Here is a 16,925-nt window from a genome sequence, read left to right on the forward strand (position 1 = left end):
GACTGACGCTAAAAGATCTAACAATTAGCAATTAGCCATTAGCCATTCCCCAATTTCAGTAATTTCCCGGTTAAATTCCCCAGACAGTAAAGATTATAATTCTAATTAAATCTTATAATATATAAAAATGCTTGCCAGAGTTTGGAGTGCTTCAATAGTCGGTATTGATGCTGTCAAAGTGGGTGTAGAAGTAGACGTTTCTATCGGATTACCCGGAGTCACAATTGTCGGGTTACCTGATACCGCTGTTCAAGAATCACGAGAAAGGGTAAGAGCCGCTTTAAAAAATTCCGGATTTACCTTTCCACTCAAGAGAATTATTATCAATCTTGCCCCCGCTGACTTGCGCAAAGAAGGACCTAGTTTTGATTTGCCTATTGCCGTAGGAATTATGGCAGCATCCGAACAAGTAGATCCTGATTTGTTGGGTGATTATTTATTTTTAGGAGAAGTTTCACTGGATGGCAATTTGCGCCCAGTTGCCGGAGTATTACCTATTGCAGCCGCTGCTAAAAGATTGGGGATTGTTGGTTTAATTCTTCCGGTGGATAATGTACGAGAAGCAGCAGTAGTAAAAGATTTGGACGTTTATGGATTCAAGGATTTATCAGAAGTTGCTGACTTCTTGAACAATCCAGAACGTTTTTCTCCCGTGCAAATTGATGGATTAAAAGAATTGTCCCAATCTAATTTTATCGAATTAGATCTTAAAGAAGTTAAAGGTCAATCTCATGCCCGTCGCGCATTAGAAATTGCTGCTGCTGGCGGACATAATTTAATTTTTGTTGGTCCTCCTGGTAGTGGAAAAACTATGCTAGCACGACGACTACCGGGAATTTTACCACCTTTGAGTTTTGAAGAAGCCTTAGAAGTAACCCAAATCCATTCAGTAGCAGGATTATTAAAAAATAAAGGGATGTTAATCAATAATTCCTCTGGCTCTGTATTATGTACAGAACGTCCCTATCGCAGCCCTCATCACTCAGCATCTGGTCCTTCTCTGGTAGGTGGAGGTAGCTTTCCTCGCCCAGGCGAAATTTCTCTGGCACATCGAGGTGTTTTATTTCTCGATGAATTAACCGAATTTAAGCGAGATGTATTAGAATTTCTCCGTCAACCTTTAGAAGATGGATATGTTACTATTTCTCGCACTAAGCAATCAGTCACTTTCCCCGCCCAGTTTACCCTAGTTGCTAGTACAAATCCCTGTCCTTGCGGTTACTTTGGTGATACAATTCAACCATGTACCTGTTCTCCAAAAGGACGAGAACAATATTGGGCTAAACTTTCAGGTCCATTAATGGATAGAATCGATCTACAAGTAGCAGTAAATCGCCTGAAACCAGAAGAAATTACCCGACAACCAATTGCAGAAGAATCAGCCGTGGTGCGAGATAGGGTAAAATTAGCACGGGAGCGTGCCCGTCATCGTTTCACCTCGGAAGCAACCCTAGGCTGCAACGCCCAAATGCAAAGTCGTCACCTCCAAACCTGGTGTCAATTAGATGATACTTCCCGGAATCTACTAGAAGGCGCAATTAGAAAATTAGGACTTTCAGCAAGAGCAAGCGATCGCATTCTTAAGGTAGCACGAACCATCGCCGATCTCGCTGGCGACGAAAATCTCCAACCTCACCATGTTGCAGAAGCCATTCAATACCGCACCATTGACCGAATGCAGTAGAATGGTTGTTTGTTATTTGTTGTTGGTTATTTGTTTTTTGTTTTTTGTTCAGTAAATCTTCTATCTGTAGGGTGCGTTATGCGAAAGCTAACGCACCCTCCACACTATTATTAGGGAATGGGTAATCGGCAATCGGCAATCGACAATCCGGAAACAACCAACAACCAACAACCAACAACCAACAACCAATAACCAACAACTAATTACCAACCACAAATGACCAACCACTGCGGAGGAAACGAGCCATACTTTCAGGATACGCGATCGCGCAGAAATTGATAACCAGACAAGTACTTGCCAGCCACAATAGAATAAACGTTGGAGCCATGACTACCCCAGCCGCAAACCAAGTGAATACATGAAAAACCATCACCAACGCTGGGATACAAGCCACCACAACAGCTTGTCGGATTTTTACTTGAGGGCGAAACAGTGCCACTAACACCATTGTCTGTAAAGTCAATAGCAAGTTAGCGGGAACCAAAAACCCACAGATAGAGATACAGTTGCTGCGGGAAAACTCAAATAAGATATCAAACATTCAAGGTATTTTTCTAAGAGGACATTCAATCGCAATACTACCGTGTGTGGAGTCAACTAGAATAGGCATCAGCCTATCGAAGTTTCCCGCAAAGCTTGCAGATAATCAATCGCCGCCTCTAGTTTAGAAGGATAACTATAAGAAAACTCCTCAAACCAAAGCCCTTCCTCTGACTTGGGATTTAATTTTTTCAGCCATTCAGTCGCTTGTTGGGTTAGCGCTTCCCGGCGTTTTTGCTCTCGCTGCTGACTTCTCAGTTGTGCTTCTCGCAGTTGCTCCTCTTGGCGCACTTGCTCTTGGCGCACTTGCTCCTGTTTTTTAATTTCCTCAGCTTGCTCTTGCTGTTTAAACTCAGCCTTCAAGTCAGCTAACAAATTCTCCTCAGCAGGCGATAACCAAGTTTGGGTACGAGGCGGCGGTTGATAACTCCCAGAGCCTGAAGTTGGCTTGGCAAACTCTGCCTCATCCAAAATAGACTTCTTTTTCGGAGGTTGAGTTGATTTTGGTGCTTGATATTCAGCTTTTATCTGGGCTAATAAGTCATCAATGGATTCCATAAGCCAGACTCTCAGTTTCGATAAATTATATTAAATAATAGACATTATAACACATTCTTAATGCCTCTTGACTTAGACTGGTTAGGAAACGACCTATTCTCCTGAATATTCCCAGTTTCTCCCTAAATCCTATTCATACTCGTAGAACAGGTGTCTCGCCTGTTCTACAATGGGTTACAATAAGCTGTGGGAAGATGTCTATATGATTATATTTGTACAGATGTGTATAGCTTTTAAGCTGTTACCCATTTAATTTTACAGGCAGATCTAAGCCATCAAATGGTTTCAGTCGCTAAATTATTCAATTTAGATGCGCAATAGCTTATGATACGGTTTCAAACCCTGAAATATGCCTACTTTCCTGGATGCGTCGCCCAAGGAGCCTGCCGGGAACTTTACCAATCCACCGCCGCCTTAACCCAAGCCCTAGGGATTGAACTAATTGAACTTAAAAAAGCCTCCTGTTGCGGCTCCGGCACCTTTAAGGAAGATTCCCAACTCCTCGAAGACACGGTGAATGCTCGCAATATCGCCCTAGCAGAAGAACTGAATTTACCACTTTTAACTCATTGCAGCACCTGTCAGGGAGTAATTGGTCATGTAGATGAGCGATTAAAAGACTTCCAACAGACAGACACCGCCTATATTGAACAGATTAATGGCTTACTTCGCAAAGAAAACTGTTCTCCTTATCGCGGTAGTACCGAGGTGAAGCATTTGCTGTGGGCACTAGTTACGGATTACGGATTAGAAGCACTACAAGCACGAGTCACCCGGAAGCTAGCAGGATTAAAATGTGCTGCATTCTATGGCTGTTATTTACTCAGGGGACAAAAATCTATTCCCTACGATAACCCCTTTCAACCGGAATCGATGGAAAACGTGTTTCGGGCGGTTGGCGCGACACCCGTTTATTACCGAGGGCGCACTCAATGTTGCGGTTGGCCTATTTCTAGCTATGCTACTGAGCAATCTTTTAAGATGGCAGGAAGCCATATTCAGGAAGCTATTGATGCAGGTGCTGATTGTATCGTCACTCCTTGTCCCTTATGCCATCTCAATCTCGATTCCCGTCAACCTGAAGTGGAGAAGGTAATTGGGCGGAAGTTAGGATTGCCTGTACTCCATTTACCACAGTTGGTTTCCCTCGCATTGGGAATTTCTCCGCAACAGTTGGGTTTAAGCAAACATATTGTTTCCACCAAACCTGTTTTGGAGCTGATTGGTCGTTAGTTATTGGTCATCGGTCATTGGTTATTGGCGATACATTGCCAAAATTGGCTTTTTTTTGAGGTCTCTAGACAAACCCGGGGGAACCGTGGTATTATAATTTCATAATGGGAGGATTGACCTTCATTGATAGACGCACGGATTTCCATTATCTAATTTTAACAAAAAAAATATTTTTCGTCAACCCCCGATCCCGGTTTTTTTTTATTTTTTCCCTAATTAGGAGATGTCACTCATCTGAAAACCAAATTAACGGAGTATACTCTCTTTGCGGTGGAAGACTGTCGCTCTGTTCCTTAGTGTCTTAGTGTCTTAGTGGTTTGTTAAATAGCGACTAAGATATCAGAGGATAGAGCAACCTAAGATTGTCTTCGGAAGGATAAAAAAGTTATTTTGGATTTAGATCCTGATTTTCCCTGGTAGATTAGGTAAAGTAGATGCACCCAGACCGCTAATATAACCCCATTTAATTGCTAGGGGGTGAGGGGTTACGCCCCCCAATCAACTAAATTTGACCTTTAGTCCATCCCAAGCCAACTACCACCAGACATCTATGGTTCGCAAGAAAACAACATCCCGTAAAAAACTTGACCTCACCAATCTCGACACTCTGGCGGCAACAACCCCGCTAACAGAAGAGACACTGGAATCAGAAAAACCCCAGTCAACCGAAAAGGTAGAGAAGTCAACAGAAGCTTCAATCGAGGTTAGCACCCTCCCGATTGAGGAGTTACCCGAAATTTCCACAGCAGCGACACCTGTTGCCGTAGAAAAAGAAGTATCATCGGAAGCGCCACCTATTGCCGTAGAAAAAGAAGTATCATCGGAAGCGCCACCAGCAGCGACACCTGTTGCCGTAGAAAAAGAAGTATCATCGGAAGCACCACCAGAAGCGACTCCTGTTATTGTCGCAAAAAAACCATCTCGTTCAATACCACCAGAAGCAACACCTGTTGTTGTAGCAAAAGAAGCATCTCGCTCAATATCGGCTGCACCAACTGAATTTATCCAGTTGAAGAAAAAACCACAGGTAATAGACATTCAACCTAGAAAAACTCTTGTCGAAATCAGCAATCAGGCAGGTGAAGTCTTCAAAGTAGGAGATCCGATTAAGGTAAAAGCGCCTTGGGGAGGTATTGCGATCGCAGAAATTGCGAATTTGTATCACGACAACGATGGCAACGCCTGGGTACAATACAATCCCCGCGATTCCATGCCCAAGTGGACATGGAATCGGGGATGTACTCGCGCGAGTCTGTTGGAGAAAGCTTCCTAGGGAGGTGAGAGGTTAGATGTGAGGGGTTAGAGGTAATAATCTAACCTCTTCCCCTTTTTCAGGATATTAATATTGGATATAATATTTGGTATAATGAGTAGGTAGGCATAAGGCAGTTGCAGAATAAATTCTGCCTTGATATCATTAATATGTCAGTATAAGACATAAAAACTTACCCCCGGACTGGGGGACAGACAAAAATTCACATGTTCTGCAATAAAAAACTACTTGCAGAACAAATTTCTAATTGGCAAAAGTATTAATAAATCTTGCCATCGGGAACAATTTTTTAATGTTTCCGGATCAACTCGGTATTGGGGTGCTGTTATCTACTAATTATTGAAACATTATCCGATCAAAGCCCTCACTGGCGAGAGTTGCTATGGACGATCTAAAAAATACTTCCTTTGAAAGTACAACTATTGAAAATAAAGCGATTCAGCCCCGTCTGCTCCTTCAGGCACTAGCATTTACAGTTATCTTAGCTTTCTGCGTGGATAATAGATCGCCAAATAAGAGAATGCCAATATTCCAGGCTGAGACTCCATTTTCAGAAGTTGTGGGTAATGCCGTCTTGGAGAAAGCAGCAGAGGAGGCAAAGTTGCCCATTTCCGATCTCCACCTGATCGATATTCAGCAGAAAACTTGGTCAAATCAGTGTCTAGATTTAGGCAAACCTGGAGTTTCTTGTACGAAGATGCCCATTCCCGGCTGGCATGTTGCGGTTGCGAGTAGGGAGCAACGCTGGATTTATCGTACTGATACATCAGGTAATGCGATCGAGTTAGAGAGGAGTATGAGGGAATAGGGAATGGGGAATAGGGAATAGGGAATGGGGAGTAGGGAGTAGGGAATATCAGCCACCCACAAATAACCCATCCGCTGCCACACCTACTCAAATTTCAGGCGATTTCACTGGCACAGGAAAAAGAGACTCAAACGCCAACTGACGTTGTTGTGAAGATTCTGGCGCATTATTCCACAGCGTCTCATAGAAGAAAAAAGATACTCCCGCAAATCCTCGCTGTCGCACCGCCTCAACTTGCTGTTTAATTTGAGAAAAAGCAATCGGTTTATCTTTTAAACCAGTTAAAATACCAATTCCCACCGGAATATGACTGCGAGCTACTTTAACTTCTGGTTTCTCTAATTCTGAGACAAAAACATTGAAATCATTGCGATAAATCTGAACAATCAATTCTTCCACTAAACCTCGTCTTTCCCAAGTTTCCCAATCAGCCAGAAAAAAGTCGTAAGAAAAACGCTGAGGATTAGGAGAAATAGAGATAATAACAGTAGGTTTGCGATCTTTAATAGCCCGGAATACCCGTGTTAGATAATCAGTAATCTTGTTAGCCCGCCAACGTACCCATTCTGAATCTTGAGGATCGGTGGGAGGAGACTTACCCTGGTGTTCTTGTTGGTATAATTTAACTGTAAAGGGATCGTAACCCAAATCGGATGGCAAACCAAAGTGATCGTCAAATTGAATCCCATCAACATCGTAGTTACTGACAATTTCAATAACTAAATCTTGGATAAACTGCTGTACTTCAGGATTAAAGGGATTGAGCCAAACTCTTTCGTGGCTACCTTCCTTTTTAATCCGATCGCCCTTGGCATTTTGGGTGAGCCAATCGGGATGGCGTTTGGCTAACTCGGAGTCAGCAGGTGCCATGAAACCAAATTCAAACCAGGGAATCACCCTCATCCCTTTTTGATGCCCTTGCGCGATAATTTCTTTGAGCATATCGCGCCCTTTTGTGCCAAAATCTGGATTTAGGGATTCATCGATAGGTGTGACTAAGCGCACGGCACTTCCGGTAACTTTTTCTGCTACTTTACTAGGGTAGAGGGTATAGCCCCAATTCCAGACAGTAGGATAGATGGTATTAAAATTTAGTTTTTGTAGGCGTTGGCTGGAGTCAGTGATACCTTGACTAGAAAATAAAACATTGCTATCAATATTAGTGAGCCATACTCCCCGTAATTCAGATTGAGCATTTCCAGGTGTTTGAGTCTCTACTTTGGCAATATATTGGGAAGCCACTAAACCAGTTTTTTGAGTCGCTTGACACAAAAAGGCAGCCACATCACCTCGACTTGCTAGTTGGGCGGGGTTTAATTGCCGCACATTGGGATAATTGACTACAAGTTGCTTTTCGATAGCAGCCGCGATCGCACTTTTGGAATATTCTGGAATTTTAGCAGCATCAGCAAAGGCTCCATTCAATGTATCTAAAGTCGGTTGAGTGGGGATATATTTTAATCCACTTGCCAAAGACACCAATGCTTCTACACGAGGAATATTACGCTGCGGCTGGAAGACACCACCGGGATAACCAGCGAGAAATCCAGTTTGATATGCCTTACGAATCGCCTCAAAAGCCCAGTACCCCGTTGACACATCAGCAAATTTGCCACCATTCCTTACTACTGCGGTATTGGGGAATGCCTTACCAATTAGTGTGGCAAACTCAGCCCTGGTAACTGCTGCATTCGGCTTAAAGCTACCATCTGGGTAGCCAGTAATAATTCGTTGTTGGGCTAGTTGTTGGATGCAAGATTCTGCCCAATGTCCCTGGATATCGTTAAACTGGGTTTGGGAGTAAACCGCTGTAGGTTGCCAAATTACTGCGATCGCACTGACAATACAGAGGAGTAGATACCAAACTTGACGGCCAAAAGCGCGGCTAAAAGAGACTAGCCCATCTGCAAAGGCTGTAAAAGCATTTTTGAGAAATTGTTTCATCAGAAGATAGCAAATAGACAAAATACACAATACACGCACTTAAATTATTGTCGCCAGCATTTTGAGCGAATCGGGAAAGATGGGAGTATAACCTCTCCCCCAACCCCTCTCCTACCAGGCGAGGGGAGCAAAGCTGCCGAATGGGAATAATTCTCCCCATCCCCTATCCTCTGTAAAGCGCTAGGAAACTTTTTGCATATTGCAAAAGTCTCCTTTTTAGGACAAACCCACTTTCACCAATCTTCCCGGTTTCTGGATTTAGACTCAAGGCTGAAACGACGTATTCCGTAAAGAAACCCAGTTTCCGCGTAAGTCTTATATTTGTGGATCTAGCTTAACCTATTAAGTTTTATTACGGTATTGGGGATTTTTAGGGTGAGGAGTTGTTGTCTTATGGCAGGTTACAGGAGGGAATCCTTAATCAGTAAGGATTGCCAAGGCTAAAGAAAAGTTAAGTGAAACCCCAAAAATGATAAATTAAGACCAATAAAAGAAACATTAGTACATAAAAAGTCAATTAGAAAGACACTTGGTATTTTCTGATGAGTCAACAGTCTGGCTTAGACGATCAAGATTTCGGCAGACACAACAGGCAATCGCTCAAAAGGCTTGCCAGAGTAATTGCCATGTCTCAGAATCAATTCTCGCTGATTTTGGTATGCTGCAAGGGTTCACCCCAACCGCTACAAATTGTGAATGAGTTACGAGAAGTCTCCTCAATCCCCATTCAGGGGATAATTCTCAATTCACAAATTGATACCCTTTTGGGCACTATCCTCTCAGCAATTGAGGAGCCACCCCCCCCGGCATTAATTGTCTTTGGGCTAGAGTCGCTTGTGGCAATCGATCCGGTATTAAGTGCGGCTAACCTAGTGCGGGATGAGTTTCGCAAACAGTTTCCCTTCCCCTTGGTGTTGTGGATAGATGATGGGATTTTGCAAAAGCTGATTCGACTAGCACCCGATTTTAAGAGTTGGGCAGCTAACCCGATTAGGTTAGAGATTCATGACAATCGCACCGTTGAATGTGAGTTGACTGCGATCGTTGTTTAATATACCTGTTTTGAAAATGGGCAGTGGCAGCGGATGGGTTGTTTGTGGGTAGCTGTGTCTATGGGTGGGGTGGGGGATAACGGATGGGTTATTTGTGGGTGACTGATATTTCCCATTCCCCATTTGCTATTCCCAATTCCCAATTCCCTAACCGAGTTTTCACGGAGATATCCCCCATCTGGGCAGAATCTCCGTATTTTTACTGAGTGTACTTCCACCGATGTGGTATCTACGGAAATGTTTTACTTTGATACTCAGTAACAAATCGAAATACATCAGAGACTAAACCATCATGACTGTACTACTACAAAACCGCCCCGAAGCTGAAAAAGCCTTATCCAAAATTATTGCTAAGACATGGTTAGACGAAGAATTTAAGGCAAGATTTCTCTCTAATACTAATGAAGTATTGGCAGAAAACGGGTTGACTATTCCTAGTGATGTAGAATTCAGTATCCGTGAAAACACTTTAGTAGGAATGCTGAAAAGTGTCGCTGATAGTGCCGAAGGTGAGGTGGTATATGAAATTAACCTGGGTACTAAACTCACTGGAATCACAGATCGAGCAATCCACTCTTGGAATACTCAGAATGACTCTGAGTTCGTCGGTTGCCTTTAATATCCCTCCCATATACTTCAGTTACTGGTGCTGGATAGAAAATTAATAGGTAAGAAATTAAAATTATAAATTCCTTTTCTATGAGGCTGGGCGTGGCTCAGTCCATTTTTATAGAAACAGGATTTACACAGCGATGCTACTTATAGTGGGGATCGTCCGTTAGCTTCCCATAACGCATTCTACAGATGGAGGCTTTGCGTAAGTCATGTCTCAATTACTACACCTCAGAAACCCGGTTTCTTCAAGAAACCGGGTTTCTCTGTAGAAATCTATACGGTGGGCAATGTTGTTGAATCTGCTGTGGGATTTGCAGGACTTACGCAAAATCTGTCACTAAACTCTATATATAGTAGGGTGCGTTACATAACGCACCCTACAGTTATTGAGAATGGTGCTGCACCTCACTCACTTGAAAACCGCCGCAATCCGTAATACAGATGTCTCGCCTGTATCTGGTAAGGCTGGTAAAGCAAGCCATACTCGTCATACAGTATGTAATACAAGCACGGAACTAATTCAGTAATTTACCCCTGGCGGATCTGAAATCTAGAGACTAGACTGGTGCAGTATGTAAGTCGGAATTAAGAATTTATGGGCTTGCGCATCTCGTTATCTTTGCCCTTTCTACACCGGATCATCAGTGAGAAAACCCTAGAATGGCTCAAAAGCATAGTCTTAACCCTGATCCTGACTATCTCCCTAGTCCCGATCCTACCCTCAAACGTCTATGCTGCAGCAGAGACTATTCAGTTTGGGCATATCACCGTTGACGAGGGATTATCTCAAAGTGGTATAAGCTGCATCTTCCAAGACAGTCAAGGTTTTATGTGGTTTGGCACGCAGGATGGGCTAAATAAGTATGACGGATATAATTTTACAGTCTATAAATACAAAGAGGGCAATCCTAATTCCTTATCCGATAATTTCGTTGCTTCAATTTATGAGGATAAGTCAGGTAACCTCTGGATTGGTACAGATAGTGGGGGATTCAACAAATTCAACCGCAAAACTGAGCAGTTTACCCATTACAAGTATGACTCCGATAACCCAAATAGCTTAGGGGCGAATCGTGTCTTGTCAATCTATCAAGACAAATTGGGTACGCTGTGGATTGGTACAGATGGCGGTGGGCTTAATCAGTTTCACCCTGAAACTGAGGATTTTACTCGTTACAAATACAACCCGGAAGATTCTCATAGCTTAGGAAACGATAGCGTATCTTCTATTTATGAAGATACATTGGGAAACCTCTGGATTGGGACAAATGGCGGGGGACTCAACAAACTCAATCGGGAAACTGGGCAATTTACTCGTTATACTTATAATCCCTCCAACCCAAACAGCTTGAGTAACGATTATGTTTTATCAATTTATGAAGATCGAGCTAATCAGCTTTGGATTGGGACAAATGGTGGGGGACTCAACAAACTAAACCGGGAAACCGGAGAATTTACCCACTACCAAAAGAATCCAGATAACCCGAATAGTTTGAATAACAATACCGTCAATAGTATTGCTGAAGATCGTTTTGGTAATCTCTGGCTAGCCACAACAAGCTGGTATGGGAAGTCTTATGGTAAAGGGCTGGATAAGTTTGACCCAAAAACAGAAGAGTTTACTCATTACACTGTAGATCCAGATCATCCCAATAGCTTGAGTGAGAATTTAGTTATCTCTATCTGGAAAGACAAGTCGGAACTCCTGTGGATTGGTACTGCTATGAGTGGGATTAATACTTTAGACACAAAAGACGCAAAATTTATCCATTATAAAAATGATCCAGCTAATCCCAATAGCTTGAGTGGGAATCATATCATGTCAATTATTGAAGACAAGGCTGGTTTAATCTGGATTAGTACGGCAGAAAACGGAATCGATTCCTTGGATCGCCAAACCGGAACCTTTACCCATTACACCCACGATCCCAACAACTTAAATAGCCTAAGTAGTAACAATGTTTGGTCAATTTACGAAGATAAAAATGGGAATTTCTGGGTTGGTACTTTTGGCGGTGGATTGGATAAGTTCGATCGTGAAACTGGGACATTTACTCACTATACCTACGATCCTAATAACCCAAATAGCTTGAATGACAATACCGTCGCATCAATCCATGAAGATCGTTTAGGCAATCTCTGGATTGGTACGTTTAGTGGTGGACTTAACAAATTAGATCGGGAAACTGGAATATTTACCCATTACACTCACGATCAGAAAGATCTCAATAGCTTGAGTGATAATAATGTCTGGGTAATTTATGAAGACAGATCTGGGAGACTCTGGGCTGGGGGTTATGGCACAGGTGGGCTTAATAAATTTAATCGAGAGACTGATAAATTTACTCAATATCTACACGATCCAAATAATTCTAACAGCCTGAGTTATAACCGGATTGATGCTATCTATGAATATCCAACAGGAACACTTTGGATTGGTACTTTTGGTGGTGGACTTGATAAGTTCGATATCGCTACCGAAACCTTTACCCATTACACAGTAGCCGAGGGTTTACCCAACAATTCGGTAATTGGCATTCTACCAGATGATGAAGGAAATCTTTGGTTAAGTACTGGGAAAGGATTATCCAAATTTAATCCGGAAACTGAAACTTTTAGAAATTATGATGTCAGCGATGGACTTCAGGGTAATGAGTTTGATGGGGTGAAAGCCAATCTCAAAAGTAAAACAGGGGAGATATTTTTTGGGGGATTGAATGGTTTTAATAGCTTTTATCCCGAACAAGTGAAAGATAATCCCCACATTCCTACGATTGCGATTACCGATTTTAAAATCTTTGAAAAGCCAGTCACCCTGGCTGGAGCAATTTATACCAATCCAGCGATCGATTTATCCTACAAAGATAACTTTTTCAGTTTTCAATTTGCCGCTCTTGACTATACCAATCCTGCCAAAAACCAGTATGCTTACAAATTAGAAGGATTTGACGAAGATTGGATTTACTCAGGTACTCGACGCTATGCTAGTTACACCAATCTTGATGGCGGGAATTATATCTTTCGGGTGAAAGGTTCTAATAATGATGAGGTTTGGAATGAGGAAGGTGCTGCTATCCATATCTACATTACTCCTCCACCGTGGAAAACTTGGTGGGCATACTGTATTTATTGCCTAGGATTAGCTGCTGCTGTTTCTGGATGTATATTGTGGCAGATGAGAGAAAATGCTTTAAAGAAGGAAAAAGAAATTAATCAATTTCGCATTAGATTAATTTCTTGGGTAACCCACGAATTCCGCACACCGCTGACTATAATTCACTCATCCGAACAAATACTGCAACGCTATAGTAACAACTTACATGAGGATAAACGACTGAAGTATCATGGACGTATTCAACAGGGGATCTACAAGATGAATCATCTTGTAGATGAGGTTCTACTTATGACTCAAGTGGAACAAGATCAACTGGAATTCACTCCTGCATCAATAGATGTAATTGCTTTCTGCAAGGAAATTATAGAGTCTTTGAAAAATTTATCTTCCAATCACGATATCATCTTTAGTACTGATGGTATTTGTAGTAATGTTCAGATGGATACCAACCTATTGAGGCATATATTTGAGAATTTACTATCTAATGCGATTAAATATTCTCCAGAGGGAGGCAATGTTATATTTTCTCTAATTTGCCACAATGGAGAAGCGGTTTTTTCTGTGAAAGATAATGGTATTGGTGTTCCCCCTGACGAAGTAAAGAATTTGTTTAAAGATTTTAAACGAGCTGCTAATGTTGGTAATATCAAGGGGACGGGATTGGGGCTATCCCTTGTCAAGAAATGTGTAGAGGTACATGGGGGTAAGATTACTGTAGAAAGTGAGATTGGAAAAGGAAGTATCTTTACCGTAACTCTACCATTGTCTTAGCGATCAGTCTATTGTATTTGTGGGGAGTCCTCTATATCTGAGATCTTGCACTGATATCATGTCCGATAGCATCAGACTTGTACAAACAGGCTCGTAGTAAGGACTTTAGTGCTTTACAATAGAGCATTCTCAGGCCCTAAAGTGCCTACTACAAACCATCTTAACAAAGCCGGACTTGATCTGAGTTAACTATTTTTGATATACTTTTATTGATTACTGGATTAAGTCAACAACGATCGCTAATTTTTGTGGGTGGGAGTAATTCAATCAGTTGTACTCATTCTGACACATTGCAACAATGATGGAAATCCTAGCCGTACTCTCAGTGGCGGCAGCAGCAGGTATGAGGATTGCTCTGCCTCTGTTGGTTATTGGCTTGTTGCAAAGTGACAACCTCTGGTATCAAATCCCCCTCCTATCTCACATTGATCCCTTCGTCTTGCTCTGTATCTTAACTAGTTGGTCACTTTTTGAACTATTTGCCTCCAAAAAGCTGCTCGGGCAGAGGGTATTACAGGTTTTCCAACTCCTATTTAGTCCAGTTGTGGGAGCAATTATGGGGATTGCTGTGGCTAGGTTTGCTGAAGCCCCTACTCCATTTATCTGGATATGCGGTATAGTTAGCAGTTTATTTGCTTTTGTGCTTCAGCTTGTCCAGGTTGGCTGGTTTTATCGGTTGCGGGGTTTGCCTATCTGGTTAGTCTCTCTTCAGGATATTTTGTGTGTTGCTTTGGTGATATTTGCCTTTGATGCCCCTCAGCAGGGAGGATTAATCGCTTTACTACTATTATGGCTGGCAATTCGCAGCTCTGGACATTGGCATCGCTGGTATAGTAAAAGTCAAAAGCCAGATAGATAGTAGGGTGCGTTACATAACGCACCCTACGAATCAGACGGCTCCCAATATTTTAAAGGGCTTGCGCTCTTAGCCATGCCACGGGTAAATGGAGTAACTTGCGAGGGGTGGGAACATAGGCTCTTTGATGGAAGACATCATATTGATTTCGTTCAATCACATCTAGAATACCTTTGTAAAGCATCGTCGCCGCCCAAACTGGCCAACGAGAATCGCGACATAGTAACCCAATCGCCTTTTCTGCTTGGGTGTAGAAGTTATGGGCGCGTTGAATTTGAAACCGCATCAATTCTTGCCACCTTTCGTCTACAACTCCATTAAATAAATCTGCCTCAGTATAGTTAAACATAGCCAAATCTTCTAAAGGCAGGTAAATTCGTCCTCGCTGGGCATCTTCTCCAACATCTCGGAGGATATTTGTCAACTGCTTGGCGATTCCCAGTGCGATCGCTTCTTCCATCGGGTTGTTCGCATTAGGAGAATTCCATGGCGTTTTCCCCCAAGAGCAATCTAAACCCAGAACCGGACTAGTCATTAATCCTACAGTTCCAGCTACTCTATAACAATAGAGCTTTAACTCTTCAAAAGTTTCATAGCGACTGCGGTGTAAATCCATCCGCTGACCTGCAATCATATCCCGAAATGGATTAATATCCATGGGGAATCGTTCCAGTGTATCGACTAAAGCGACATCGGTGTCATCTACTGGTTCCCCGGCGAAGACGGATTCCAGTTGTTTTTCCCACCTATCCAGGGTTTCTGTTGTGGTTAAGCGAGCTTGGGGACCGTCTACCAATTCGTCAGTCCGCCGACACCAAACATATATTGCCCAGATGGCGCGACGTTTCTGTGCTGGCATTAACCATGTTGCCAGATAAAACGTTTTGGCGTATTTTGCCGTAATCTGACGACAGATTTCGTAAGCGTCAGACTGGGAGGCCAACTTTCTCATGAGTGGAGGTTTAGGCAGTTGAAGCATTCGTTGCAGGTGGGAAGCTAGGGACTAGGGACTAGGGGCTAGGGACTAGGGGGTTGGAGTAGAAACTAATTTAGTTTCTGATTCCTGGCGACTAACGCCTTGAGCCTGACTCCTTGCGATCGCCTGCGCTGTCAGCTTACCAGAAAGTACGGCACCTTCCATACTCGCGAGATAACGTTGCATGGTGTAATCGCCAGTTAGATAAAAATTGGCGATGGGCGTTTCTTGGGAGGGACGGTACTGTTGTCGTCCTGGGGTTGCTTTATAAACAGAACGTGGAGTCTTGACAACGTGATATTTTATCAGTTTTGCGGGGTTATCTGAACCAAAATGATTGGGAAATAGTTTTTCTAGCTCGATTATCGTGGCAGCTACTATATCTTCATCAGATTTACCAATCCAATCTTTGGCAGGTGCTAAGACTAATTCCAGCATTGAGCGATTGGGGTTGGCATATTCCCGACAGGTATTGCTCATGTCGGCATAGACACTGAGGAGGGGCGAGCGTGAAAATAAAAGATGGTCGATATCTGTTAGTTTACGGTCAAACCAGAGGTGAACGTTAATCACCGGGACTCCCTCTAACCCATTAAGCTGTTTGAAGAAATCCATTTTCTCCCAAGCTTCGGGTAGCATTAACTTTAAGGGATCGACTGGCATGGCTGACACGTAAGCATCGGCTGTCAATACTTCTTTTGCTGCACCATTGACTCCCTGAAGCTGGAATCCTCTGACTGTACCATCTGAATTGAGCAAAAATTCTTGCAAAGGCGCATTCAATCGGACTTCTCCGCCCCGTTCGGTAATATAGTCTACTAGAGGTTGGCAGAGTCGCTCGGTGGGGGCACCATCAAGGAATGCCATTTTAGAACCATTTTTTTCCTGAAGGAAGCGATTCAAGGCAGTTAAGACTACTGTTGCTGAAAGTTCATCGGGGTTAATAAAGTTCAGCGCCTTCGACATGGCAATGAAAACTTGCTTCTCGACTCGCGGTGGCACATTTTGCCGCTTCAGCCACTCAGAGAAGGAATACTTGTCCATCTCCTCGACATACTTCTGTCCCTGAATTATCGCCGGAATTAAACCCAGACCAAAGCGAATCTTCTCTGGCCAAGTTAGCATGTCATTATTACGCAGAATTGCGATAAGACCGTTAACTGGAGCAGGTAAATCCGGAAAATCGAACCGGGAGTAAGTACCGGGTTTCTCTGGCTGATTGAAGATCATTGTATGATCTTTCCACTGCAACCGCTCTTCGATGTCTAATTCTTTAAACAGTTGCAGCATATTCGGATAAGCACCGAAGAAGATGTGCAAACCCGTTTCGTACCAGTCCCCGTCTTCGTCTTTCCAAGCGGCAACTTTCCCTCCTAAAACGTTTCGACGTTCTAGGATAATTGGGGTATGACCCGCGTCTGTGAGGTATTTTGCGCAGGAAAGTCCTGCTAAACCCGCTCCAGCGATCGCAACTCGCATGTGATAGTACTACTCTAAAAA

At 42.9% G+C, this 16,925-nt stretch carries 14 protein-coding genes; 9 read left to right on the top strand and 5 right to left on the bottom strand.

Going from position 1 to position 16,925, the window contains the following annotated elements; all coding sequences use genetic code 11:
• Positions 1–127: 127 nt before the first annotated feature.
• On the top strand, positions 128–1,684 hold the full coding sequence (locus NJ959_RS12680) for a YifB family Mg chelatase-like AAA ATPase (protein ID WP_254012120.1): 1,557 nt from the start codon (positions 128–130) through the stop codon (positions 1,682–1,684).
• A gap of 199 nt (positions 1,685–1,883) precedes the next feature.
• Here NJ959_RS12680 and NJ959_RS12685 read toward each other — a convergent pair whose 3' ends face one another.
• Positions 1,884–2,225, bottom strand: coding sequence for a hypothetical protein (locus NJ959_RS12685; protein WP_254012121.1), 342 nt, complete (start codon positions 2,223–2,225; stop codon positions 1,884–1,886).
• 68 nt (positions 2,226–2,293) lie between these two features.
• The gene (locus NJ959_RS12690; protein WP_254012122.1) at positions 2,294–2,782 is read right to left on the bottom strand and encodes a salt stress protein, Slr1339 family; all 489 of its coding nucleotides are present in this window, start codon (positions 2,780–2,782) and stop codon (positions 2,294–2,296) included.
• 324 nt (positions 2,783–3,106) lie between these two features.
• Here NJ959_RS12690 and NJ959_RS12695 point away from each other — a divergent pair, with 324 nt between their 5' ends.
• The 3 genes from NJ959_RS12695 (at position 3,107) to NJ959_RS12705 (ending at position 6,096) form a co-directional block, all read left to right on the top strand.
• A complete protein-coding gene (locus tag NJ959_RS12695; protein ID WP_256529112.1) occupies positions 3,107–4,015 on the top strand; it encodes a CoB--CoM heterodisulfide reductase iron-sulfur subunit B family protein in 909 nt (302 codons plus the stop codon).
• A gap of 550 nt (positions 4,016–4,565) precedes the next feature.
• Positions 4,566–5,288 (top strand): hypothetical protein, encoded by a 723-nt coding sequence (locus NJ959_RS12700; RefSeq protein WP_254012123.1) that lies wholly within the window; start codon positions 4,566–4,568, stop codon positions 5,286–5,288.
• Positions 5,289–5,670: 382 nt separating this feature from the next.
• Positions 5,671–6,096, top strand: coding sequence for a DUF8738 domain-containing protein (locus NJ959_RS12705; protein ID WP_254012124.1), 426 nt, complete (start codon positions 5,671–5,673; stop codon positions 6,094–6,096).
• A gap of 87 nt (positions 6,097–6,183) precedes the next feature.
• Here NJ959_RS12705 and NJ959_RS12710 read toward each other — a convergent pair whose 3' ends face one another.
• Entirely contained in the window at positions 6,184–8,040 is a 1,857-nt protein-coding gene (locus NJ959_RS12710; RefSeq protein WP_254012125.1) for a glycoside hydrolase family 10-like protein, read from the bottom strand.
• A gap of 542 nt (positions 8,041–8,582) precedes the next feature.
• Here NJ959_RS12710 and NJ959_RS12715 point away from each other — a divergent pair.
• From NJ959_RS12715 to NJ959_RS12730, 5 genes are all read left to right on the top strand, one after another.
• Positions 8,583–9,092 carry a hypothetical protein gene (locus NJ959_RS12715; RefSeq protein ID WP_254012126.1) on the top strand — a complete coding sequence of 170 codons (510 nt, stop codon included), beginning with the start codon at positions 8,583–8,585 and terminating at the stop codon, positions 9,090–9,092.
• Positions 9,093–9,384: 292 nt separating this feature from the next.
• The gene (locus NJ959_RS12720; RefSeq protein ID WP_254012127.1) at positions 9,385–9,711 is read left to right on the top strand and encodes a hypothetical protein; all 327 of its coding nucleotides are present in this window, start codon (positions 9,385–9,387) and stop codon (positions 9,709–9,711) included.
• A 388-nt stretch (positions 9,712–10,099) separates the two neighbouring features.
• Positions 10,100–10,234, top strand: a complete 135-nt coding sequence (locus tag NJ959_RS30165; protein WP_256529113.1) for a hypothetical protein — start codon at positions 10,100–10,102, stop codon at positions 10,232–10,234.
• Positions 10,235–10,302: 68 nt separating this feature from the next.
• Complete coding sequence (locus NJ959_RS12725; protein WP_254012128.1) at positions 10,303–13,593, top strand: ligand-binding sensor domain-containing protein; 3,291 nt, start codon at positions 10,303–10,305, stop codon at positions 13,591–13,593.
• Between the two features lie 298 nt (positions 13,594–13,891).
• Entirely contained in the window at positions 13,892–14,452 is a 561-nt protein-coding gene (locus tag NJ959_RS12730; protein WP_254012129.1) for a DUF4126 domain-containing protein, read from the top strand.
• A gap of 49 nt (positions 14,453–14,501) precedes the next feature.
• Here the strand turns inward: NJ959_RS12730 and crtB are convergent, their stop codons facing one another.
• Together crtB and pds are read right to left on the bottom strand one after the other, a co-directional pair.
• A complete protein-coding gene (crtB, locus tag NJ959_RS12735) occupies positions 14,502–15,428 on the bottom strand; it encodes a 15-cis-phytoene synthase CrtB (protein ID WP_254012130.1) in 927 nt (308 codons plus the stop codon).
• 45 nt (positions 15,429–15,473) lie between these two features.
• Positions 15,474–16,904 (bottom strand): 15-cis-phytoene desaturase, encoded by a 1,431-nt coding sequence (gene pds / locus NJ959_RS12740; protein ID WP_254012131.1) that lies wholly within the window; start codon positions 16,902–16,904, stop codon positions 15,474–15,476.
• Positions 16,905–16,925 lie beyond the last annotated feature (21 nt).

Source organism: Limnofasciculus baicalensis BBK-W-15 (assembly GCF_024178385.1).
GTDB lineage: Bacteria > Cyanobacteriota > Cyanobacteriia > Cyanobacteriales > Coleofasciculaceae > Limnofasciculus > Limnofasciculus baicalensis.